This window comes from Pseudarthrobacter sp. 05T312 (assembly GCF_056396685.1).
Genome location: NZ_JBFTLY010000015.1, coordinates 82900 through 104222 on the forward strand (window position 1 = coordinate 82900; position 21323 = coordinate 104222).

The 21323-nt window shown below is 67.3% G+C and carries 22 protein-coding genes and 1 rRNA gene; 9 read left to right on the plus strand and 14 right to left on the minus strand.

Annotated elements, in window-relative coordinates; genetic code table 11:
* Positions 1-4: 4 nt before the first annotated feature.
* A complete protein-coding gene (locus AC1DIP_RS16835) occupies positions 5-499 on the plus strand; it encodes a DinB family protein (protein ID WP_477734414.1) in 495 nt (164 codons plus the stop codon).
* 18 nt (positions 500-517) lie between these two features.
* On the opposite strand, the gene AC1DIP_RS16840 is transcribed toward AC1DIP_RS16835, so the two are convergent.
* Positions 518-1435 carry a LysR family transcriptional regulator gene (locus AC1DIP_RS16840; protein WP_477734415.1) on the minus strand — a complete coding sequence of 306 codons (918 nt, stop codon included), beginning with the start codon at positions 1433-1435 and terminating at the stop codon, positions 518-520.
* 95 nt (positions 1436-1530) lie between these two features.
* On the opposite strand from AC1DIP_RS16840, the gene AC1DIP_RS16845 reads away from it, so the two are divergent.
* The 3 genes from AC1DIP_RS16845 to AC1DIP_RS16855 all read left to right on the plus strand — a co-directional run bounded on the left by AC1DIP_RS16845 (position 1531) and on the right by AC1DIP_RS16855 (position 4723).
* Positions 1531-2553, plus strand: a complete 1023-nt coding sequence (locus AC1DIP_RS16845) for an MBL fold metallo-hydrolase (RefSeq protein ID WP_477734416.1) — start codon at positions 1531-1533, stop codon at positions 2551-2553.
* A gap of 15 nt (positions 2554-2568) precedes the next feature.
* Positions 2569-3885 carry an MFS transporter gene (locus AC1DIP_RS16850; RefSeq protein WP_476209641.1) on the plus strand — a complete coding sequence of 439 codons (1317 nt, stop codon included), beginning with the start codon at positions 2569-2571 and terminating at the stop codon, positions 3883-3885.
* Positions 3886-3985: 100 nt separating this feature from the next.
* On the plus strand, positions 3986-4723 hold the full coding sequence (locus tag AC1DIP_RS16855; RefSeq protein ID WP_477734417.1) for a hypothetical protein: 738 nt from the start codon (positions 3986-3988) through the stop codon (positions 4721-4723).
* A gap of 4 nt (positions 4724-4727) precedes the next feature.
* Here the strand turns inward: AC1DIP_RS16855 and AC1DIP_RS16860 are convergent, their stop codons facing one another.
* Positions 4728-5777: a LuxR C-terminal-related transcriptional regulator gene (locus AC1DIP_RS16860; protein ID WP_476209639.1), complete on the minus strand. Its 1050-nt coding sequence runs from the start codon at positions 5775-5777 to the stop codon at positions 4728-4730.
* Between the two features lie 119 nt (positions 5778-5896).
* On the opposite strand from AC1DIP_RS16860, the gene AC1DIP_RS16865 reads away from it, so the two are divergent.
* On the plus strand, positions 5897-6379 hold the full coding sequence (locus AC1DIP_RS16865; RefSeq protein ID WP_477734418.1) for a nuclear transport factor 2 family protein: 483 nt from the start codon (positions 5897-5899) through the stop codon (positions 6377-6379).
* A gap of 11 nt (positions 6380-6390) precedes the next feature.
* Here AC1DIP_RS16865 and ppsA read toward each other — a convergent pair whose 3' ends face one another.
* From ppsA to AC1DIP_RS16880, 3 genes are all read right to left on the minus strand, one after another.
* A complete protein-coding gene (ppsA, locus tag AC1DIP_RS16870; protein WP_476209636.1) occupies positions 6391-8802 on the minus strand; it encodes a phosphoenolpyruvate synthase in 2412 nt (803 codons plus the stop codon).
* A gap of 147 nt (positions 8803-8949) precedes the next feature.
* Complete coding sequence (locus tag AC1DIP_RS16875; RefSeq protein ID WP_476209635.1) at positions 8950-9768, minus strand: pyruvate, phosphate dikinase/phosphoenolpyruvate synthase regulator; 819 nt, start codon at positions 9766-9768, stop codon at positions 8950-8952.
* Positions 9769-9859: 91 nt separating this feature from the next.
* On the minus strand, positions 9860-10669 hold the full coding sequence (locus tag AC1DIP_RS16880; protein WP_476209633.1) for an SPFH domain-containing protein: 810 nt from the start codon (positions 10667-10669) through the stop codon (positions 9860-9862).
* 239 nt (positions 10670-10908) lie between these two features.
* Here AC1DIP_RS16880 and AC1DIP_RS16885 point away from each other — a divergent pair, with 239 nt between their 5' ends.
* The 3 genes from AC1DIP_RS16885 to AC1DIP_RS16895 are packed head-to-tail and all read left to right on the plus strand — an operon-like array spanning position 10909 to position 11977.
* On the plus strand, positions 10909-11547 hold the full coding sequence (locus tag AC1DIP_RS16885) for a hypothetical protein (RefSeq protein ID WP_477734419.1): 639 nt from the start codon (positions 10909-10911) through the stop codon (positions 11545-11547).
* Positions 11540-11698 (plus strand): hypothetical protein, encoded by a 159-nt coding sequence (locus AC1DIP_RS16890; RefSeq protein ID WP_477734420.1) that lies wholly within the window; start codon positions 11540-11542, stop codon positions 11696-11698. Before AC1DIP_RS16885 ends, AC1DIP_RS16890 begins: the two co-directional genes overlap by 8 nt.
* Positions 11699-11746: 48 nt before the next feature.
* On the plus strand, positions 11747-11977 hold the full coding sequence (locus tag AC1DIP_RS16895) for a hypothetical protein (protein ID WP_477734421.1): 231 nt from the start codon (positions 11747-11749) through the stop codon (positions 11975-11977).
* A 108-nt stretch (positions 11978-12085) separates the two neighbouring features.
* Here AC1DIP_RS16895 and AC1DIP_RS16900 read toward each other — a convergent pair whose 3' ends face one another.
* Complete coding sequence (locus AC1DIP_RS16900; RefSeq protein WP_477734422.1) at positions 12086-12220, minus strand: hypothetical protein; 135 nt, start codon at positions 12218-12220, stop codon at positions 12086-12088.
* A gap of 171 nt (positions 12221-12391) precedes the next feature.
* Here AC1DIP_RS16900 and AC1DIP_RS16905 point away from each other — a divergent pair, with 171 nt between their 5' ends.
* Positions 12392-12880, plus strand: a complete 489-nt coding sequence (locus AC1DIP_RS16905) for a hypothetical protein (protein ID WP_477734423.1) — start codon at positions 12392-12394, stop codon at positions 12878-12880.
* Between the two features lie 25 nt (positions 12881-12905).
* Here the strand turns inward: AC1DIP_RS16905 and AC1DIP_RS16910 are convergent, their stop codons facing one another.
* From AC1DIP_RS16910 to rrf, 8 genes are all read right to left on the minus strand, one after another.
* Positions 12906-13991 (minus strand): DUF2891 family protein, encoded by a 1086-nt coding sequence (locus AC1DIP_RS16910; RefSeq protein ID WP_477734424.1) that lies wholly within the window; start codon positions 13989-13991, stop codon positions 12906-12908.
* A gap of 21 nt (positions 13992-14012) precedes the next feature.
* A complete protein-coding gene (locus tag AC1DIP_RS16915; protein WP_477734425.1) occupies positions 14013-14984 on the minus strand; it encodes a DUF979 domain-containing protein in 972 nt (323 codons plus the stop codon).
* Positions 14981-15694, minus strand: a complete 714-nt coding sequence (locus AC1DIP_RS16920) for a DUF969 domain-containing protein (RefSeq protein WP_477734426.1) — start codon at positions 15692-15694, stop codon at positions 14981-14983. The genes AC1DIP_RS16915 and AC1DIP_RS16920 overlap by 4 nt, the downstream gene beginning before the upstream one ends.
* Positions 15695-15908: 214 nt before the next feature.
* Entirely contained in the window at positions 15909-16586 is a 678-nt protein-coding gene (locus AC1DIP_RS16925) for a GntR family transcriptional regulator (protein ID WP_477734427.1), read from the minus strand.
* 48 nt (positions 16587-16634) lie between these two features.
* Positions 16635-18398 carry an acetyl/propionyl/methylcrotonyl-CoA carboxylase subunit alpha gene (locus AC1DIP_RS16930; protein WP_477734428.1) on the minus strand — a complete coding sequence of 588 codons (1764 nt, stop codon included), beginning with the start codon at positions 18396-18398 and terminating at the stop codon, positions 16635-16637.
* Positions 18391-20061 carry a 5-oxoprolinase subunit B/C family protein gene (locus AC1DIP_RS16935; protein WP_477734429.1) on the minus strand — a complete coding sequence of 557 codons (1671 nt, stop codon included), beginning with the start codon at positions 20059-20061 and terminating at the stop codon, positions 18391-18393. The genes AC1DIP_RS16930 and AC1DIP_RS16935 overlap by 8 nt, the downstream gene beginning before the upstream one ends.
* 2 nt (positions 20062-20063) lie before the next feature.
* Positions 20064-20822, minus strand: a complete 759-nt coding sequence (locus AC1DIP_RS16940) for a LamB/YcsF family protein (protein WP_477734430.1) — start codon at positions 20820-20822, stop codon at positions 20064-20066.
* A gap of 381 nt (positions 20823-21203) precedes the next feature.
* Positions 21204-21320, minus strand: a 5S ribosomal RNA gene (rrf, locus tag AC1DIP_RS16945).
* Positions 21321-21323: the final 3 nt, after the last annotated feature.

Below are 21323 nucleotides of genomic sequence, written 5' to 3' on the forward strand. Positions count from 1 at the left end.
GCGTATGGTCTCCCACTCCCACTCCATGGACGACGTCATCAACGAGCCTGAGCGCGTCCAGTTCGAGTTCTTCCTGGACGAGCACCGGGCCGCGCTGGACGCGTGCCTGGACGGACTGACCGAGGAGCAGGCACGGCGCCGGCTGGTCCCGTCCCGCACCACCCTGCTGGGCCTGGTGAAGCATGCCACCTTCGTGGAAAAGGTCTGGTTCGATGAGGCCTTCACGGGACGCCCGCGCCGCGAGATCGGCATTCCCGCCACGCCGGACGAGTCATTCATCCTGGACGACGGCGACACCATCGGCTCAGTCCGGGCAGCCCACCGGGATGCCTGCGCCGCGTCCCGTGCCGCTGCCGCTCCCCTTGGCCTGGATGACGTGGTGACCGGGAACCGGCGCGGACCCGTCCCGCTGCGCTGGCTGTACCTGCACATGCTGCGCGAACTGGCGCAGCACTGCGGCCACGCGGACATCCTGCGCGAACAGATCCTGGCGGACTAACCGCCGGACCCTGGGCGATCACCAGTCGGTGGGCGCAGCACTGGCGATCTCCTTTGCCACCTCGAGGACCACGTCAACGCGGCGCGGACGGCGTCCACCGGGCGGGACGGCTGCCACCACGCCGTTGGAGGGCACGTCGTCCGCTACCGGAACCACGGAAACGCCGAACTCCGGGTAGAGGTGTTCCATGCCAGGCCACACGTTGCTGATGCTGTAGGCCTGACCGCTTGCAACGATGCCGCGGATCGTCTCAGACACCGCGCTCCTCCACCGGACGCGCGGCTCGACACCGGCGGACTGGAACATTGCCATCAGGCGCTCGGCGCTGGGCGGCACATTCAACAGGACAGCGTCCTGGTCCGCGAGATCCGCGAAGTGCAACGACTGGCGGGCCGCAAAGGGGTGGTTGGCGGCAAGCAAGAAATGCAATCGGGACTTGGCAATGGGTATGAGGTCCACGCCGGCAACAGCCTGGAGCGAGTAAACAAAAGCCGCGTCCAGGGAACCACCCGCCGCGGCCTGCTGCAGTTCTTCTGCGGCGCCTTCGGTGAAGTCCACTTCGATGTCGGGCCACCGCCGACCCACTTCGGCCAGAAGCCGCGGCATCAGCCGGGGGCTGATTGCCACCATGCATCCAATCGACACCCGTCCACGGGGTTCCTCCCAGCCAGAACGGACGGCATCCGGAATTTCGGCCGCCTCCCCCAGGACCCGCCGGGCCCGGGCACCGAGCGCTTCGCCGGCAGCAGTTGGCACAACGCGCTTGGAGCGGGTCCTCAGCAGGAGTTCAACACCGAGGGCACGTTCCAACTGCGCGATGGCCATCGACGCTGCGGCCTGGGTGATGTTGCTGTTCCTGGCCGCGTCGGTAACGGATCCCGCATCGAGCACCGCAACGAAGTATTGGAGCTGGCGCAGTGTGAATTCGGCTGGCATAAGTTTTCCTGATCATAGTTCTCAAATTGATTGATTATACAAATGAAGTGTGCCAGACCACACTTGAAACCAGCCTCGAACCAAAGGAGATTCATATGGCAACCCCACCCTTTGTCATCACGCTCGGCACTGCCGGAGGTCCCCGTTGGTGGGCCGCGGCTGACTCCGGCGAACGGACAGGGATCGCCACCGCCGTCGTGGTCGGCGACGCGTTCTACCTTGTCGACTGCGGCCAGGGAGCGGGCAGGCGGCTCGCGCAGGCCGGCCTGGACCTGAAAGACCTGCGGGCCCTGTTTATCACCCACCTCCACTCCGACCATGTCTATGACCTCGCAGGCCTGGGCATCTTCGGCCTTTACGCCCTCCAGCACCGCACCAGTGACCCCGTGCGCATCATCGGCCCCGGAGACCGCGGCGCGCTGCCCCCGGTGTCCCCGCGTGCCGCCGTCGCCCCCGCGCCCCTCGCCCCCTCAAATCCCACCCCGGGCACCCGGGACATGTTCAAAATGCTGATGGCTGCACACGCAACGGACCTCAACGACCGCATCCTCGACAGCCTCAAGCCCAGCCCCCTCGACGTCTTCCAGGCCGAGGACATCCGTATTCCGGACGGGACCGGATACCACCCCAACACCAACCCGTGCCCGCAGATGGACCCCTTCGAGGTCTACCGCGACGAACTCGTGACCGTGACCGCCATCCTCGTGGAGCACCCACCCGTTGCTCCCGCGTTCGCGTTCCGGTTCGACACCGCAGAAGGTTCGGTGACCATTTCCGGCGATACATGTTTCACGCAGAATCTGGTCACCCTTGCACAGGACACCGATCTTCTGCTGCACGAGGCAATCGACTTCGACTGGGTCGAGCAACTGTACGGCGACAAGACAGACAGCGCCTCGCGTGCTGCCCGCGACCACCACTACAAATCACATACGAGCGTGCGTGACGCCGCCAAGGCTGCGGAGGCCGCCGGCGCCGGCCAACTTGCCCTGCACCACCTCGTCCCCGGCCACGCACCCCATCGGGTATGGCTGGAGGCAGCCGAACACTTCTCCGGCCGCTTCATCCTGCCCACCGACCTCGACACCATCCCTCTCCGCCCCAGCGCTGAGAACTAGACGTCAGGAACAGACATGGCCTCAACAACCCCGCTCATCAACGGCACGCAGGACGTCTCGCTCAATACAAGGGACATGCGCCGCATCCTCGGATCGTCCTTCATCGGCAGCGCGATCGAGTACTACGACTTCATGCTCTATGCGACGGCAGCGTCGCTGGTGTTCGACAAGGTGTTCTTTGCTGACCTGGGCCCGGGCTTTGCGCTCTTCGCTTCGTTCGCAACGCTCGCGGTGGGTTACCTGGCGCGGCCACTCGGCGGCGTTGTATTCGGTCACTTCGGTGACCTGCTCGGGCGCAAGAAAATGCTGGTGATCTCGATGCTGATCATGGGCTTCGGCACCGTCGCGATCGGCCTCCTCCCGACGGCGGAGCAGGCCGGCCTGGCAGGCCCGGTCGCCCTGGTGCTCCTGCGCTTGATCCAGGGCATCGCTGTCGGCGGCGAATGGGGAGGTGCCGCCCTCATGGCGATTGAGCACGCCCCGGCCAAGCACCGGGGATTCGCGGCGGCATTCGCTAACGCGGGCGGCCCCGCCGGTGCGATTCTTGGCACGCTTGCACTCTCATTGTTCGCGGCCGTGTCCGGTAAGGACTTCCTCGTTTGGGGTTGGCGCATCCCGTTCCTGCTAAGTGCTGCGCTCATCGTCATCGGGCTCGTGATCCGGCTCAAGGTGTCCGAAACTCCCGCATTCCAACGGCTTCAGCTGGAGGGGGAACAGCGGAGGGTGCCGCTGTTCGATGTCCTGCGCAACAACTCCCGCGCGGTAGTCCTTGGCCTCGCTGCCGCCACGGCCTTCTATGTCTGCCAGGCGATGACCACAGTCTGGGGTGTATCCGTCGCCGTAGGGAACGGCGCGGACAAGAACGGCGTACTGAACATCAAAGCTGCCGCCGCAGTCCTGACCCTCATCATCTGTTTCTACTCTGCCCGAATGAGCGACCGGATCGGCCGGAACCGTGTTCTTATCGGCGCCTCTGTCCTTGGCATCATCCTCGCCTACCCCGTCCTGATCCTGATGACCAACGGGACGCTTTGGGGCTTTGGCGTGGCGATAATCCTCGGGAATGGACTTGTCCAAGGGTTCCTCTATGGACCAATCGCCGCCTACGTCGCCGAACAGTTCCCCACCCGCAACCGCTACACCGGAGCCTCACTCGCCTACCAGGGAGCCTCGATGCTGGGGGCAGGCTTTACGCCCATGATCGTCACGGGCCTGAGCCTGGCCGGCGGCGGAAGCATCTGGCTTATCGGGGTTTTCTGGATTGCCGTCTTGGCGGCCGCCGTGGCCGCAGTCCGCCTCACCCCGGAGGGCACGCGCCAATCGATTCAGTGAGCCGCCGGCCTGGAGTGCCTCCGCCAGGGCACTCCAGGCCGTTGAAGCCGTGCGGGGCCGGGCGTAAACTCAGCCCACATCCATGCGGAGGCGGCAAGCCATGAAGACCATCCGGACACGGGCCCTCGAAGCTGAACACCACGCCACGCTCACCCCTGGAGACGACGAGCGGTTCTCCGGATACGGCGTGATGGGCCTGACCTTTAGCACCGGCCACGTCCTGGCCATGCGGCGGTTCCCCGTGACCAGCGTGGGGCCCGGCTACACCTCTGTCTGGCTGCGCCGGCCCTCCGGTTCCTGGAGCATCTACGCAACAGCAGCACCCGACGTTTCCTGCGCCCGCTATTTCAGCGCCGGACTCACCGAAGCCGTCCAGTCCGACGTCAGCGTCGAATGGACCGGCGACACGTCCTTCACCGTGACCGTCGGCCAGGACCTGGACCTCGCCTGGGACGTGGAACTGGTGTCAACGCCCGTCACCGCGGCCATGAGCGCTGTCATGTCGGTCCTGCCCAACAAGCTCCTGTCCAGCGCGGCATTCCTGAAAACCATGGGCTCCGCCGCCGGCCCCATGCTCAGCGCCGGACGCCTCGGGCTGGCGGGCAGCGTACCCAACAAGCAGGGTTTCCGGGCCAAACCCCGGAGGATGTGGTTCATCTCCCGCAGCACGGCAACCCTCGGCGGCGAGGACCTCGGCACCCCGCAGCCACTCACCGTCCAGACCCGCCTCGGTGACTTCTGGATCCCCCAGCGCGGCATCTTTGTGATCGGTGCGTCGTCGTTCGAGCGGTTCGATCCCGCCCTGCATCTCCCGGCCACCGCCCGCAGGACGGCGTAGGAAACTACGCCACCAGCCGTGCCACCAGCTCGCCCCGGCTGCCGACCCCCACCTTCCCGAAGACCGATTTGAGGTGGTCATGGACGGTGTGCGGTGAAATAAACAGGTGCCGGGCGATTTCCGCCGTCGAACTGCCCGTCAGCACCTCGAGGCACACGTCGCGTTCCCGCGCTGTGACGCCGTACGCCATCAGCAGCAGGCTGGCGAGTTCATGGGTAGTGGCCGGTTCCACGGTAACCACCATCTGCTCGGGGTCATCTCCGGTGATCAGCCTGCAGGCCTGCAGCACCACCCAGTTGTTCCCGGCGTCCCGCATCCTTGCCCGGGCGGTCCCGGACACTGCCGCGTGGGCCTGTGCCACCACAGCATAGAGCGTCTGGCTGAACCGGCCCGGCGCCGCGTCCTCCACGGCGGCGAGCCAGGAAGCGGCCGCGGGAGTAGCCGCGCGCAGGTCGCCGTGCAGGCCGGCCAGCACAATGACGGGCCCGACGGCGGCCGGTCCGGCGGCCCGCGCCACGCGGACCACGGCGCGGGTCGCCGCAGCCAGGGTGGCGGTGATGGCGGAGAGGAACTCCACCTCCCGGTCGGAAAAATCCCGGCCCGCCTCCCGGAAGATGCTGCCCACTCCCCAGCACGCCTCATCCACCCGGAACGCTGCGCGGAGCTCGTGTTCCAGGCCCAGCGGCCTGAGCAGGTCGTTGATCCGTACGCTGCCGGCCACCTCACGGTGCGGCGCGTCCGAGATCCTGGCCACTGGCCGTGGACGCCGCAGGAGCTCCACGAACGTGTTTGGCTCCCGGCCCGTGTACTCCGACTGGGCAAACCGCAGGAAATACTCCTCGAACTGGTGGCTGGCCACCGGCCACCGCTGCCAGTTGGAAATGGAGGTCATCGCCATCGAATCGGGGTCGACGCCGGCCCAGCAGCCCTGCTCGAACGGCACCTCCCGCTGCACGACGGCGAGCGCCGACGCGTAGAGGTCGGCCAGGTCCATCCCGGCGGCGGCCATGGCCGCGATCTCCCGCCGGGCACGCTCCGCGCGCTCCTCCCACATACCTCCAGTATGGTCCCGGCGGCCAGCGCGGCAATCCCCCAATTTGGGGGTTCCGGTGTGCCCCGAAACCCCCGGCGAGGGGATCGCAACGGTGCGTTCCGGCGTCGTACGTTCCTTCTATGACGCCGGGCACCCGGGCCCGGCGCCGGCACTCAGCGGAGGCAAACATGGGACAGGCACGCGATGCCATGGACCGCCTGATGGCGGCCATGGACGCAAAGGACAGGGACGCCTTGGCCGGCTGCTACGCCGGGGACGCGGTCATCCGGACTCCGGACCAGGCCGGAATCAGCGGACGGACGGCGATCGCGGACTATTACGCACACTTCTGGGAGGCGATGCCTGACGTCAGGTACGAACGGACAGCCACGCATGAGGCCGGGGACGTGGCCATTACCGAAGGCTTTGTGGTGGGGACCAACACCGGGCAGCTGGGCCTGCCTGCCGGCGTTACGCTGCCGCCCACCGGAAGGCAGGTCCGGGTCAGGAGCTGCGATGTCGCTGCGGTGGAGGACGGTGTAATCACCTCGCACCGCGCCTACTTTGACCAACTGGAACTCCTGGGCCAGCTCGGGCTGCTGCCCGAACCGGCCCAGGGGTAAGTGGCTGGGCGCTATACGCCGGCAGCCGCGGCAACGTTCGGCGTTTCCTCCGACGCGCCGGCGAGCCTGAGCCAGGTGTCCACGACGGTGTCCGGGTTCAGGGAGACGGAGTTGACGCCCTCCTTCACCAGCCACTCGGCGAAGTCAGCGTGGTCGCTGGGGCCCTGGCCGCAGATGCCCACGTACTTTCCGCGGGCGCGGCAGGCCTTGATGGCCATGCTGAGCAGCTTCTTCACGGCGGCGTCCCGCTCGTCGAAGCTGTTGGCAACGATGGCCGAGTCGCGGTCCAGCCCCAGGGTCAGCTGGGTCATGTCGTTGGAGCCGATGGAGAAGCCGTCGAAGTGTTCCAGGAACTCATCGGCCAGGAGCGCGTTGGAGGGCAGCTCGCACATCATGATCACTTCGAGGCCGTTTTCGCCGCGGCGCAGGCCGTTCTCGGCGAGCAGTTCGATGACGCCCTGTGCCTCGTCCAGGGTCCGCACGAACGGGATCATCAGCTTGACGTTGGTCAGGCCCATTTCGTTGCGGACGAAGGACAGGGCCTCGCACTCAAGGTCGAAGCAGTCCCGGAAGGACGGCTCCAGGTAGCGGGACGCGCCGCGGAACCCGATCATCGGGTTCTCTTCGTGCGGCTCATACGCCGGTCCGCCGATGAGGTTGGCGTACTCGTTGGACTTGAAGTCGGACATGCGCACGATCACCGGCTCCGGCGCGAAGGCCGCGGCGATGGTGGCCACGCCTTCGGCAAGCCGCTTGATGTAGTACTCGCGGGGGCTGTCGTAGGCGCTGATCCGCTGCCGGATTTCGGCGGCCACGTCCTCGGGCTGGCTGTCCAGGTTCAGCAGGGCCTTGGGGTGGATGCCGATCTGCCGGTTGATGATGAACTCGAGCCGGGCCAGGCCCACGCCGTGGTTGGGCAGCTGCGCAAACGTGAACGCCTGCTCCGGCGTGCCCACGTTCATCATGACCTTCACCGGCGCCTCGGGCAGTTGGGTGATGCCGGTTTCCTCAACACTGAAGTCCAGCAGGCCCTGGTAGATGGTGCCGGTCTCGCCGTCGGCGCAGGACACGGTGACTTCCTGGCCGTCGGACAGGGTGTCCGTTGCGTTGCCGGTGCCGACGACGGCGGGGATCCCGAGTTCGCGGGCGATGATGGCTGCGTGGCAGGTGCGTCCGCCGCGGTTGGTGACGATCGCGGAGGCCCGCTTCATGATGGGTTCCCAGTCGGGATCGGTCATGTCCGCCACCAGGACGTCGCCGGTCTGGAAGGAGGCCATCTGGTCGATGGAGGTGAGGATACGGACCTTGCCGGCGCCGATCCGCTGGCCGATGGCACGGCCCTCAACCAGCACGGAGCCGCTTTCGTTCAGGCGGAACCGGCTCATGCTGCCGGGGGCGCGGCGTGACTGCACGGTTTCCGGGCGTGCCTGCAGGATGTAGAGGCCGCCGTCGGTCCCGTCCTTGCCCCACTCAATGTCCATGGGACGGCCGTAGTGCTTCTCAATGGCGACGGCGTGCCGTGCAAGCTGCTCCACGTCGTCGTCCGTCAGGCTGAAGCGCGCACGCAGGGAGTCCTCCACCGGCACGAAATCGATGGTGCGGCCGATCTCGCTGCTGTTGGTGTACGTCATCTGCAGGGCCTTCTCGCCCAGGCCGCGCTTGAGGATCGCCGGGCGGCCGGCCTCCAGGGCGGGCTTGTACACGTAGAACTCATCCGGGTTCACGGCACCCTGCACCACGGCTTCGCCCAGCCCGTAGGAGGAGGTAACGAACACGGCGTCCTGGAAGCCGGACTCGGTGTCCATGGTGAACATGACGCCGGAAGCGCCGACGTCGGAACGCACCATGCGCTGGATGCCGGCGGAGAGCGCCACCTCAGCGTGCTCGAACTTGTGGTGCACGCGGTAGGCGATGGCGCGGTCGTTGTAGAGCGAGGCGAAGACGTCCTTGATGGCCTGCAGGATGTTACCGATTCCGCGGACGTTCAGGAAGGTTTCCTGCTGCCCGGCGAAGGAGGCATCGGGGAGGTCCTCCGCGGTGGCGCTGGACCGGACGGCCCAGGACAGGTCGGCGGAGCCGGCGTGCTTGTCCACCAGCTGCTGGTAGGCCTCGCGGACCTGCGCCTCGAAGTCCGGCAGGAAGGGCGTGTCACGGACCAGTGAGCGGATTTCCTGGCCGGCCGCGGCCAGGGCGGTCACGTCATCGGTGTCCAGCCCCACCAGGCGGTCGGCAATCTTCTGGTCCAGGCCGGAATCGGAGAGGAACCTGCGGTACGCGTCCGCGGTGGTTGCGAACCCGTCCGGAACCTGGACGCCGGCGGAGGTCAGGTTCTGGACCATCTCGCCCAGGGAGGCGTTCTTGCCGCCCACCTTGTCCAGGTCCTTGAGTCCAAGTTCAGAGAACCACAGAACGTCTGTCGTCATGATTGCTGCTCCTTTGCAGTGGGGTGGCGTAGGCAGGGCCGGCCACCCACGGTAGTGCCGGCCGGAAGAAAAACCCTGTCCACAGTTTCAGGTCTGCCGCTTAGTTTCCACATGATGTGCGACACACCACGTTTGTGAATATTTTCGTCAGTGCTTCAGGTTCATCCGTTGCAGGATGGTGGCTGCCATTTCCTCGACGGATACGGTGGCGGAGTTGAGGTACGGAATCCGGTGGGAGACATACAGTTGCTCGGCGCTGCGCAGCTCAAAACCGCATTGCCGCAGCGATGCATAGGGCGAACTGGGCCGCCGCTCGGTCCGGATCTGGCTGAGCCTCAGCGGGTTGGAGGACAGGCCGAAACACTTCGACACGAACGGCTGCAGCGGCTTGGGCAGACCGTCGCGCTGGAAGTCTTCGTCCACCAGCGGGAAGTTCGCGGCGAAGATCCCGTGCTGCAGCGCCAGGTACATGGTGGTGGGCGTCTTTCCGCACCGGGACGGGGCCACCAAAATCACCTGGGCCTTTTCCAGCGCCCGCAGGCTCTGGCCGTCGTCGTGCTCCATGGCATACTCCACCGCCGCCATCCGGGACTGGTAGCGCGCGGCGTTCCCCAGGCCGTGCGCCCTGCCCGGCTCCCCGCTGGCCGGCGCACCCAGGGCCTCTTCCAGGACGCCCACATGCGTGCCGATCAGGTCCACGATCACACCCTTGCAGCCAGCCAGGATTTGCCTGATCTCGCTGCTGACGGCGGTGGAAAAGACCAGCGGCTGCGGCCCGCTGGCAGCCAGGCCGTCGATGGTCCGCACCACGGACCGCGCCTGTTCCTCGGTGGTGATGAAAGGGATGGTGACGCGGTCGAAATTGTCCACGGGAAACTGCGTCAGCAGCGTATTCCCCAAGGTTTCCGCGGTGATGCCGGTGCTGTCCGAGAGAAAGTAGACAGGCCGTAGAGCAGCAGTGGTCATGCCATGACTTTAGCGTCCGGCGGAGTCCGGGAACGAAAGGGCCGGACCGCCTCGGTTCACGGGGCCGCGGCGTTGATTGTCCGTGCGCTGGTCAGGCCGCTTTGACAGGCGACTTGCTGCCGGAGGACGCCGACTGGCTTTCGCGGGCCAGGAAGGCGGACAGTTCACCGATGGTGCTCATGAGCGGAGCGGGGAAGACCACCGTGGTGTTCTTGTCCACGCCGATCTCCACCAGGGACTGCAGGTTGCGGAGCTGCAGCGCCAACGGATGGGCCATCATCGTGTCCGAGGCGTCGCCCAGGGCCGTTGCGGCGATGGCCTCACCTTCGGCGGCAATGATCTTCGCCCTCTTTTCCCGTTCCGCCTCGGCCTGCCGGGCCATGGCGCGCTTCATGCTTTCGGGCAGTTGGATGTCCTTCAGTTCGACCAGCGTGACTTCGACGCCCCACTCGACCGTGAGCACATCGAGGATTTCCCGGATATCGGCGTTGATCCGTGCAGTTTCGGACAGGGTCTGGTCCAGCGTGTGCTGGCCCACCACTTTGCGCAGAGTGGTCTGGGCGATCTGGTCGATGGCCGCGGCCACGTTCTCGATCGCGATGACGGACTTTACGGCGTCCACGACGCGGTAGTAGGCCACCGCCGACACATCGACGCTCACGTTGTCCTGCGTGATGATGCCCTGGGACTGGATGGGCATGGTAACGATCCGCAGGCTCACCAGCGGCAGCCGGTCAACCACCGGGATAATCAGCCGCAGCCCGGGCTCCCGCACTCCCATGACCCGGCCGAGCCGGAAGAGCACGCCCTTCTCGAACTGGCGCACGATCCGCACGGACATCCTTGCCACAATGAGGAGCAGGACGACGAGGACAATGACAACGACTGTGGTGGGGTCCATCAGGATCCCCTCCTGTTTTGCTGGGCGGGACCTGCCGTTGCCGGGCCGGCGCCGTGACAAGTGCCCTGCCTCTATTTTCCCACCAAAGGATGAAAAGGAGCCCTGGGGCCGTCATTTCCGGGAAGACCAGGCAGGGCCGGAGGCTAGACTGGCGCAGGTAAGGACGGATTGGGGGATCCAGGGTGGCCATTGCCGCCGTTCCGCTGGTCGGTCACCGCCAGCGCACCCAAGGACCGCTGATGACCTTTTTCCAGGACTTTCCCGTCCCTCCCCTGCCGCCCCGGCCGCGGTCAACCAGGCACGTCCCGCCCCCTTGGGTGGCTGCACCCGCCTATGAACTGCCTGCCGTTGTCCATCTGGGCAGGTTCGTGAGCCGGACACCGGGAATGGTGGTGGCGGTCAAAGGCGCCGAAGTCTTCTCTACCGGGTGCCTGTTCAGTCTGTCCTGGCTCTTCCGCCGGACCGATCAATCCGATAGGGACTGGGACGATTTGCAGCCGCTGTTCTTCCAGCCCGGCAGGGGCTTTCGCGGGCGCAGCGAACGGCAGACCGGGCTGATGTTCGGCGTCGAATTCCCTGACGGTTCAAAAGCGAGCACCGGCAGCCAAATTCCCTACGGGCTGGTGGAACCGGGCACCAACCCGGAGCCTCCGGTCCTCGCCCTGAACGGCGGCGGTGGCGGCGGGGGCGATGAGGAGTTCTCCGGCAGCGGCACCCTCTGGCTGTGGCCGCTTCCGCCTGCCGGTGACGTCCGGCTGGTTTGCCAATGGACCGACTTCGGGTTGGAGGAAACGTCCCTGATGCTCGACGGCGGGGCGTTGCGTCAGGCGGCGGCGTCCGTTCAGCAGTACTGGCCGGAGGAGGAAAACAATGGGTGACCTTACCGGGCTGGTCCTGTTTGTCCTCGTCGGAGCCGTCTTCTTCTACATCCTGTACGGCGTGATCCGCGCCGCGGTCCGCGATGGCATCCTCCAGGCCGAGGAGCGGCGGGTCAGGCGTCGCGAGCAACGGGACCGACCCGTCCCCTGAGTGGCCCGCTCCGCCGCTGCCACGACAGAAGCGGCGCATACTGGTCATATGAACGCGACTGGTGCCACTTTGTTGCTGCCTTGGCTGGCGCTCATTCCGTGCCTTGCCATCTGGGGCTACAGCCTGGTCGACTTCAGCCAGACCGACGAGCGGGACATCCGGACCTTCACCAGGGACACCTGGCTGGTATTTCTCGTTTTAGGAAGCGTGCTGGGCGGAGTTGCCTGGCTCGTGGCCGGACGTCCCCGGCCGTTCGGCGTCGGACCTAAACCGCGCTGACGATGCTTCCATAGCCCTGCAGGAACATCCGGCGGCCCTGGCCTTGGTCCGTCCAGATCCAGATGACGGAGTAATCCGATGTCACAGCGTCCACCACGCCAGTGCCTGCTACGGTTCCTTCGGCGAACCGGACACGGCGGCCAACCGGGGATGCCGGGTCCGCTTCCGCCGGGGCTTGAGCGTGATGACTTCCCCTGCTGCGGCGGAAACTGGCGGGCAGGTACCGTTCTGGTTGCGGTGCATCGGCTTTTCCTTGGGCTCGCGGGCGGTGGCCAGCTCATTACGATCCTGCCCGCTGCTCCCAGGTCACGCTCCACGCGCGGTGAGGAAAGACTAGCGCGCGGCACACCCCGGACGCACCACCGGAGCCTACCGCACAGATTGTGACTGTGGCCGGCGGCTTACACTCAAGGCATGAAACCGGGGTGGGGGATCCTGAACATGGCGGTGCTGCTGGTGGCGGCGGTGCCTGCCGCAGGATGCAGCACAGTCTGCCCGGCCGTGGGATACGCCAGCATCATTACCGTCACCGTTGCCGGGGATAATTCGGCCGTCGACGAGGTCCAACTGTGCAGCAACCTGGGGTGTTCCGAACGGCAGGCGGACTACGGACTGCCGGTGCCTATAAAGACCGTGGCGCCCGACACCCCGACTCCCACCGAAACTGCTCCAGGTTCTACCCACACCCCTGCTCCGTTCCTCGGCACCAGGACGGCTCCCGACACGTGGGCTTTCACTGTCTCGTCGGCTCCGCTTCCGCAGCACGTGGCACTCCGGGCCCTCAGCGCCGGCCGCACCCTACTGGCCCAGCAGGAGACTGACCTGGTGTGGACCAGGGTGGGTGGTTCCGAACAGTGCGGCGGGCCTGTGACCACGCCCCCGATCATCCTGCGCGTTCCGTGATGCGGGCGGCCGCGGCCCAGGCAGCTCAGTCCAGGGCCCGCACTGAGCCCCAGGCATCCCAGGCGAAGCTGGCCAGCCAGTGCGTGGACATGAAGTCGCCGCTCTCCAGCCCGCGGAGCCCGGCCTTCAACAGCGGGTCCAGGGCCTCGTTGAGCACAGCTGCCGAGGCGGAGGCCTCCGATGTGGAGGATTCGCGGAGCGTGGCGATGATCCGGGCCACCTGCCCGGCGCGGGTCAGGTTGAGCCCGTGGAGGTGCACCAGGTAGCCGTCGGTTTCGTCCGTGACGCTGACAGGCTGCAGGATCCGCGACTCCGCGGAAAGGCCGGGGAGGAACGCCGCGAACCAGGCGGCGAACTCGTCGGCGGACAGGACACGGCGCATCAGGTCCGCCTCGCTCAGCCCGGCGGAGAGGAAGTCCTGGCCGCTGAGCTCCCAGTCGCCCGGCCAGCCCCGGTCATTGGCGAACCAGGTGCGGGCCGCTTCCTCGCATGCCGCGGCAGCATCGGCCCGGCCGAGTGACCGGAAGGCATCCAGCATGTAGCCGACGCCGAACGCGGCGTTGGTGTGCAGCCCGTGCCGCACCGGGTACTGGGCCTTGGCCATCCACGCCACACTGAGCTCCGCCACGGCGTCCACCAGCGGCTCCAGGGCCGCGCCCCATTCCCGGAGCTGCGCATCGGAGGAGCCAGCACATGTGGCGGCCAGCCGCATCAGCCACGCCCACCCGTAGGGCCGCTCCCAGGACGGGTTGGCCACCAGGTAGTCCCGTTCCACCGCCAGCTTGGCCTGCGTCAGGTTGGCGCCCAGCGCTGCCCGGAGCGACGCCTCGGTGGAGCTGTCCACCCAGGCCGCCGTGCCGCCGTCGGACGCTCCTTCCGAAGCAGCCGCAACAGCAGGCGAGCCCAGGAGGCTGGCGCCCAGCCAGTGCATGTGCACGCAGGAGTGCCAGTCGAAGGAGGTGTAGAAGGCGGGATGGATCTGCTCCGGGGTGGGCCGGTCGTCAGCAGACGCCTGGGTGTGGTGCGCCGAGTGCGGGTAGGGCTCGGCGAGGTTGCCCAGCACCACGGCCGCGTAATCCGGTGCCGCCTGTGCGCGAAGATCGTTGTCCATGGTGCTCCTTTGCGAAGGGGTTTAGTGGAAGGCCAGGAAGTACATCAGTCCGATGTTGACCGCCAGCAGCGGGATGGCCGTGCCCACCTGGGCCGTGATGACGCCGTACTTGTTCTTCATTTCCAGCAGCGCGGACGGCACCAGGTTGAAGTTGGCGGCCATGGGGGTGCAGAGCGTGCCGCAGAAGCCGGCGAGCATGCCGATGGCGAAGACGATGGCGGGGTCGCCGTGGAAGGTCTGCACCAGCACGGGCCAGCCGATGGCCGCCGTCATGATCGGGAACGCCGCGAAGCCGTTGCCCATCAGCACGGTGAAGAGGAACATGCCCACGCAGTAAACGATCACGCCGGCGATCAGCGAGCCTTTGGGCAGCAGGCCCGATGCCAGCGTGCCCACGGCGGTGCCCACCCCGGCCTTGGTGAAGAGGATGCCCAGCGTGGTGAGCATCTGCGGCAGCAGCGCTGCCCAGCCGATGGATTCGAGGATGCGGCGGCTTTCGAAGATGGGGGTCGCCGGGTTTTTCGGCTTGAGGATGATGAGGGCGACGACGACGGCGGCCACGGCGCCGATGGCCAGGGCTACCAGCGTGGTGTTCTTGGGGTCCAGCAGCGGGGTGCCGCCGATGTTCAGCACAGGCGCTGCAAGGACCAGGATGACGGTGACCAGGGGCAGCGTCAGGGCCGGGATGAAGAGCTTGTTGCCGAAGCGCTTCGCGAAGGCCTCACGTTCCGGGCCGCTGGAGGTGCGGTGCTTGCCGTGGCCCAGCAGCCCGGTGGAGGCGAGGACGACCAGGACGAGGACCGCGACGCCCAGGATCCAGCCGGGTGCGGTTCCGGCCTGGACCCATGTGCTGTAGAAGAAGCACAGGCCCAGGATGCCCCAGAAGGCGGAGCTGCCCCAGCGGCGGGGGTGGTTGGTATCGGCGGCAATCAGCGATGCCCAGGCGACGAACAGCAGTCCGATCAGCCAGTAGACGGCTTCAACGTTGATCATTTGGCTTCTCCTGCGGTTTCCTTCTGGGCGGTGAGCTCAAATTCGCGGTATTCCTTGTCCAGCTGCTTGTCCAGGCGCAGGAGCCGGAAACCGTGGATGAGGAAGGCTGCGATGGCGGTGGGGATGGCCCAGAGGGCCAGCTGGAGCGGTTCCAGGTGCAGGTGGTACGTGGTGTCCACGAATGTGGTGATCAGGAGGATGGAGCCCACGGCCACGAACACGTCTTCACCGAAGAACACGCCCACGTTGTCGGCGCCGGCGGAGTGTCCCTTGATCTTCTCGCTGATCTTTTCCGGAACGTGCCCGTAGCGGCGCAGCGCGGCGCCTTCGGCCATGGGGAACACCAGCGGGCGGACGGTCTGGGCGTGGCCGCCGATGCTGTTCAGGCCCACGGCGGCGGTGATCTGGCGGACGGCCAGATAGCCGATCAGGACGCGGCCCGCCGTCAGCTTGGCCAGCCGGCCGATGAGGACCTTGGCCTGCTCCTGCAGTCCGAAGTACTCGATGATGCCCACCGCCGGCAGCACGGCCACGAAGATGGTGACCGAACGGCTGCTGGCGAAGCCGGTGCCGAACGAGTCGAGGATCTGTGCGGGGTTCATCCCGCCCAGCAGCGCGGTGACGATGCCGGCGACGGTGACGACGATCAGGGGGTTCAGGCGGATGGCGAAACCAACGATCACCAGCAGCACCCCGATGAGTACAAGCATGATTATCCCTTCCCAGGGGACCCGTGACGGGTCTGCGAAAAGTGGGGGCCGGCGCGTCCGTGCCCCCGGTTGAATGGTTGGGCGGCGCCGGGGGGCGGGAGCCCCGGTTACGTCAGAGCTGCAGGATTTTGTGAGCTGCAGGACAACGGTGTGATCCACAGCATATCGTTTTGTTCAACAATCCCGCAACCCCTCCCCGGGAAGGGTTTTTGGGTTAGCGTTCGACGGCGGCGAGCAGCTGGGCCTCGGCGCGGTCCAGGTAAGTGGAGAGGAAGTCCGCTGCCGCGGCCCGGTCCCCGGCCTCCAGGAGTTCCACGATCCTGGCGTTGTCCTGCACGTACGGCTCATGGAAGGCAGGGTTGGCGGCCATCGAGTGGAATACCAGGCGCATCTCGGCCAAAACCTGCTCCATGAGGCTGTTGAGCCGCTCACTGCCTGCACGGTTTACCAGGGCGCGGTGGAAGTCCTGGTTGGCGCCGGCCATGCCGGGAATGTCCCCGTCCGCGGCGGCGGCCCGGGCCGTTTTCACGATCGCCGCCAGGGGCTCCAGCGGGGCCTCTCCGGCCCAAAGCACGGCTGCGGGTTCCAGGAACCGCCGGACGCGGTAGATTTCGCGGATGTCGTCCGCGGTGGGGTGTGCGACGAACACGCCCCGGTTGGGGATGCGGGTGACGATGTGCTCGGCATGGAGCGCGGTGAACGCCTCCCGCAGGGTATTGCGGGACACACCCAGGGCCTCGCGGAGGGCTTCCTCCGCGAGCTTGGAACCGGGCTTGAGCTTGCCGGCCTCGATGCGGCTGCGCAGCTGGGCGGCCACCCAAAGGCCCGTTTCGGCGTGCTTAGTGGTCCTGGCCTGGGCCTGGAGATCGGCCAGCACCTCGTCAAACGTCATGGCACCACGATATCGGCCCCTGCCCGCGCCACTGCGCCGGCATCCCGCCTACCCGATACTGGTAAGCACCTGGCCGGGCGCGACGGCCTCCCCCGCCGCAGCGAACTGCTCGCCGAGCGTGCCGGTACGGTGGGCGGCGACGGCCGTTTCCATCTTCATGGCCTCGAGCACCAGCACCGTCTCACCCTCCTCGACGCTGGACCCGGGCTCAGCCAGCCACTTGACCACGGTGCCGGCCATGGTGGCCAGCAGGTCGCCGTCGTTCCTTTCCGCTTCTTCCCCTGCCTTCTGCTGCGGAGCGTCCGCGTCATCCCGGCCGGCGGCTCCCCGGCGGCCGCCGTCCAGCAGCGAATCCAGGAGCGCCTTGGGCAGCCCCAGTTCCATGCGCTTGCCGTCCACCTCGATGCCGATGGTGCGGCGGGGCTCCTCCGGGGCGGCGGGGCTGAAGGCAGGGTCCGCCGCCAGTGCCGCGGCGAATTCGCTCTCGATCCAGGTGGTGTAGATGTCCAGCCCACCGTCGCGGGTGAAATCAGGGGCCTCCACCACGGCCCGGTGGAACGGCAGCACGGTGGCCAGACCGCCGATGCGGAACTCGCGCAGGGCGCGGCGGGCGCGGCGCAGGGCCTGCTGCCGGTCCGCGCCGGTGACCACCAGCTTGGCCAGCAGGGAGTCGAACTGCCCCGGCACCACGGAGCCGGCGCGGACACCGGTGTCCACGCGGATCCCGGACCCGGTCGGCACTTCGAACTCCGTGACGGCACCCGGGGACGGCAGGAAGCCGCGGCCCGGATCCTCGGCATTGATCCGGAACTCGAACGCGTGGCCCCGCGCTTCCGGGTCCTCCAGGATGGGCAGCTTCTCCCCCGCCGCGATGGCCAGCTGGGCTGCCACCAGGTCCACGCCCGAGGTCTCCTCCGTGATGGGATGCTCCACCTGCAGCCGGGTGTTCACCTCCAGGAAGCTCAGGAAGCCGCTGCCGTCCAGCAGGTACTCCACAGTGCCGGCGCCCACATAGCCGGCCTCGCGGCAAATGGCCTTGGCCGAGGCGTGGATGGCCGCCCGCTGGTCGGGGGTGAGGAACGGCGCGGGAGCCTCCTCGACGAGTTTCTGGTGCCGGCGCTGGAGCGAGCAGTCGCGGGTGCCCACCACCACCACGTTGCCGTGGGTATCGGCGATGACCTGGGCTTCCACGTGGCGGGGCCGGTCCAGGAATTTCTCCACGTAGCACTCGCTGCGGCCGAAGGCGGCCAGGGATTCACGGACGGCGGAGTCGAAGCTTTCCTCGATATCGGCCTGGTTCCGGACCACCTTCAGGCCGCGGCCGCCGCCGCCGAAGGCAGCCTTGATGGCGACGGGGAGCCCGACCTGCTCGGCGAACGCGCGGACCTCGGCGGCGCTGGCCACCGGGCCGTCGCTTCCCGGGGCAAGGGGGGCGCCGGCGCGGACGGCCACTTCGCGGGCGCTGACCTTGTCGCCCAGGAGCCGGATGGTTTCCGGGGACGGGCCGATCCAGGTCAGGCCGGCGTCGATGACTGCCTGGGCGAAGCCGGCGTTTTCGGACAGGAAGCCGTAGCCGGGGTGGACGGCGTCGGCGCCGCTTTTCGCCGCGATGGCGAGGATCTTCTCGATGTCCAGGTAAGTGTCCTGGGGCCTGGAACCGGGCAGCGCGTACGCCTCGGTGGCGGCGGAAACGTGCAGTGCATCGGCGTCGGGATCGGCGTAGACGGCCACGCTTTCCAGGCCTGCATCGTCGCAGGCCCGGGCGATCCGGACGGCAATCTCGCCGCGGTTGGCAATGAGGACTTTACGCATGGGGGCTTTCCTTAGGTGTTTCGGGCAGTTCTGCCGGGAGCATGGCGGCGAACCGCACGGTGGTGCCCGGGGGAAGTTGGGCGGCTTTGTCCAGGTCTGCGTGGACGACGACGGCAATCACCGGATACCCGCCGGTCACCGGGTGGTCGGAGAGGAACAGGACGGGCTGGCCTTCCGGGGGTACCTGCACGGCGCCGCGGACGGTTCCTTCGCTGGCCAGTTCGCCGTCCCGGCTGCGGGTGAGGGCGTGGCCGTTCAGCCTGAGTCCGATCCGGTTCGACTGTGGCGTGACGGTCCATTCCCGTCGAAGGAACTCCTGCAGGGTTTCGCCGCTGAACCAGTCCTGCCGGGGTCCGGGGACCACGCGCAGCACGGTGGCTTTTTCCCGGTCCGGGAGGGGCGAGACCTCGGGGTGGCCCACGATGCTCCCGGGCTTGGGAGTCCGTACGGGCAGGACGGCGCCCGCCTGAAGCGGTTCAGGGCCGATGCCGGACATGGTGTCGGTGGAACGGCTGCCGAGGGCTGCGGGTCCGCCGAGTCCGCCCCGGACCCCTACGTAGGAGCGCAGCCCTGCCGTGGGGGTGCCGACGGTCAGTCGCTCCCCTGCCAGGAGGGCAAAGGGGGCGTCGCACGCGGGGTGGCGTACTACCGTCGTCCGCTTTTCTTCCCCAGCCCTCTGCTCGTCTGGGGGCGTGATCTCCAGCGGAACGGCTGCGCCGGTGACGGCAAGGACCTGGTCGCTGCGGGCCACGAGTTCCAGTCCGCCGAAGAGGAGTTCGATGCCGGCGTCACCTTCGCCGTTGCCCACGAGGCGATTGGCGCGGCGGAGGGCTCCACGGTCCATGGCGCCGGCGCTGCTGACGCCAAGGGACGCGTAGCCGGGGCGGCCGAGGTCCTGGATGGTGGACTGAAGGCCGGGTTTGCGGACGACGAGGCCTTCGGTGGCGTGTTCTTCTGTTGATGTCGCGCCGGTAATGGATTGTTGGTGGTTCGTCACGGTCGCCTGGGCACGGATCGCGTTGAACCGGACGGTGTCCCCGGGCCGGACCAGCGCGGGCCTTTCCCGGCCCAGGTCCCACATGGCTGCAGCGGTCCGGCCGATCAGTTGCCAGCCGCCCGGGGACTGCCGGGGGTAGACGGCCGAGTAGGCGCCGCCCAGGGCAACGGCTCCCGCGGGGACGGCGGTGCGCGGCGAGCGGCGGCGGGGAACCTCGAGGGTGGAATCCTGGCCGGTGAGGTAGGCGAATCCCGGGGCGAAGCCGGCGAAAGCCGCGGTCCACAGCTGGCCCGTGTGCGCTGCCACCACTCCCCCGCGGTCGAGCCCGGTGAGGGCTGCCACCTCATCCAGGTCCTCGCCGTCGTACACCATATCGATGGTGACCAGCGTGCTCTCGGCCTCCGCGGGCGCCTCCAGGTCCAGGCCGCGGACGTGCGCGGCCAGGGCCTGCGCCGCTTGCGGCGAATCAGCGGTGACCATCACAGTTCCTGCGGCGGCAATGACGTCGATCTGGCCCGGCTGCGGATGTGCGGTGAGCTGCGCCTGGAGGCTGAGGACAGCGTCCAGGGACGGCAGCTCCACCAGGATGGCCCGGTCCCCTGCGGGGCGGATCCCGGTCAGGGCGGCATGTGGGGTTGCTTGAGCCTCGTGCTGCTGAGCGGTCATGGCTAAGCGAAGCTTTGGATCTGGATGCCGGCGTCCACCAGTGCGGCGCGGACGGCAGCGGCCATGGCCACGGACCCGGGAGTGTCACCGTGCAGGCAGATGCTGTCGGCCTTGACGGGGACGAGGGATCCGTCGATGGCACGGACCACGCCGTCGGTTGCCAGGCGCAGGACGTGCTCGACGACGTCCGCCACCTCGTGCAGCACGGCGCCCGGTTCACGGCGGGAGACCAGGGTGCCGTCCGGATTGTAGGCCCGGTCGGCGAAGGCCTCGGCCACGGTCCGCAGTCCGGCAGCTTCGGCCTGGCGCTGGATCTCGGAGTTCGGGAGCACCATCAGGGGCAGCGTGGGGTCCACGGCGAGGATCGCAGCGACCACGGCGCCGGCCTGCTTGGGGTGGTTCACGATGGTGTTGTAGAGGGCACCGTGGGGCTTGACGTAGCGGACGGCGGTTCCTGCCGCGAGGGCCACCGCCTGGACGGCGCCGATCTGGTAGACGACGTCAGCGGTCAGCTCTTCCGGGGTCATGTCCACGAAGCGGCGGCCGAATCCGGCCAGATCCCGGTAACCGGGGTGGGCGCCAACGGTGACGCCGGCCTTCACAGCAGCCTGGCAGGTGGCCATGATGCCAACGGGATCGCCCGCGTGGAAACCGCAGGCGACGTTGGCGCTGGATACACTTTCGAAAATGGCGGCGTCATCGCCGAACGACCAGTTCCCAAAGGACTCGCCGACGTCGCTGTTCAGGTCGATGCTGGGCATTGTGATCTCCGTCTCGGATGGGTGTCCTTCAAGAATGCCCTAAAAAGACTGATTGTTCAACAATCCATCATCGTCGTTACGAAACTCTCCGCGACGCGGCATCATGTCCTGCCCCTTTTCCCCCAACGCGGTATCACATCCTGCCCCTTTTCCCCCAACGCGGTATCACATCCTGCCCCTTCTCCCCGAACAGCATCACATGCTGTCGGGTAGTGGGCGGGAAGTGATGGCGGGTCCGAGGAATCCGGGCAGGATGTGATGGCGCGTTGGGGCACTGGCCTGAGGGTTTCCCTGGGACGGGGTTCCGCTCGCTGCGGCGTGGGGAGGGGTTAAATGTCGAAGGGCCCTGACATTCCTTGTCAGGGCCCTTCTGTAATGATGTTCCGGCGGTGACCTACTCTCCCACACCCTCCCGGGTGCAGTACCATCGGCGCTGTGGGTCTTAGCTTCCGGGTTCGGAATGGGACCGGGCGTTTCCCCCACGCTATGACCGCCGTAACC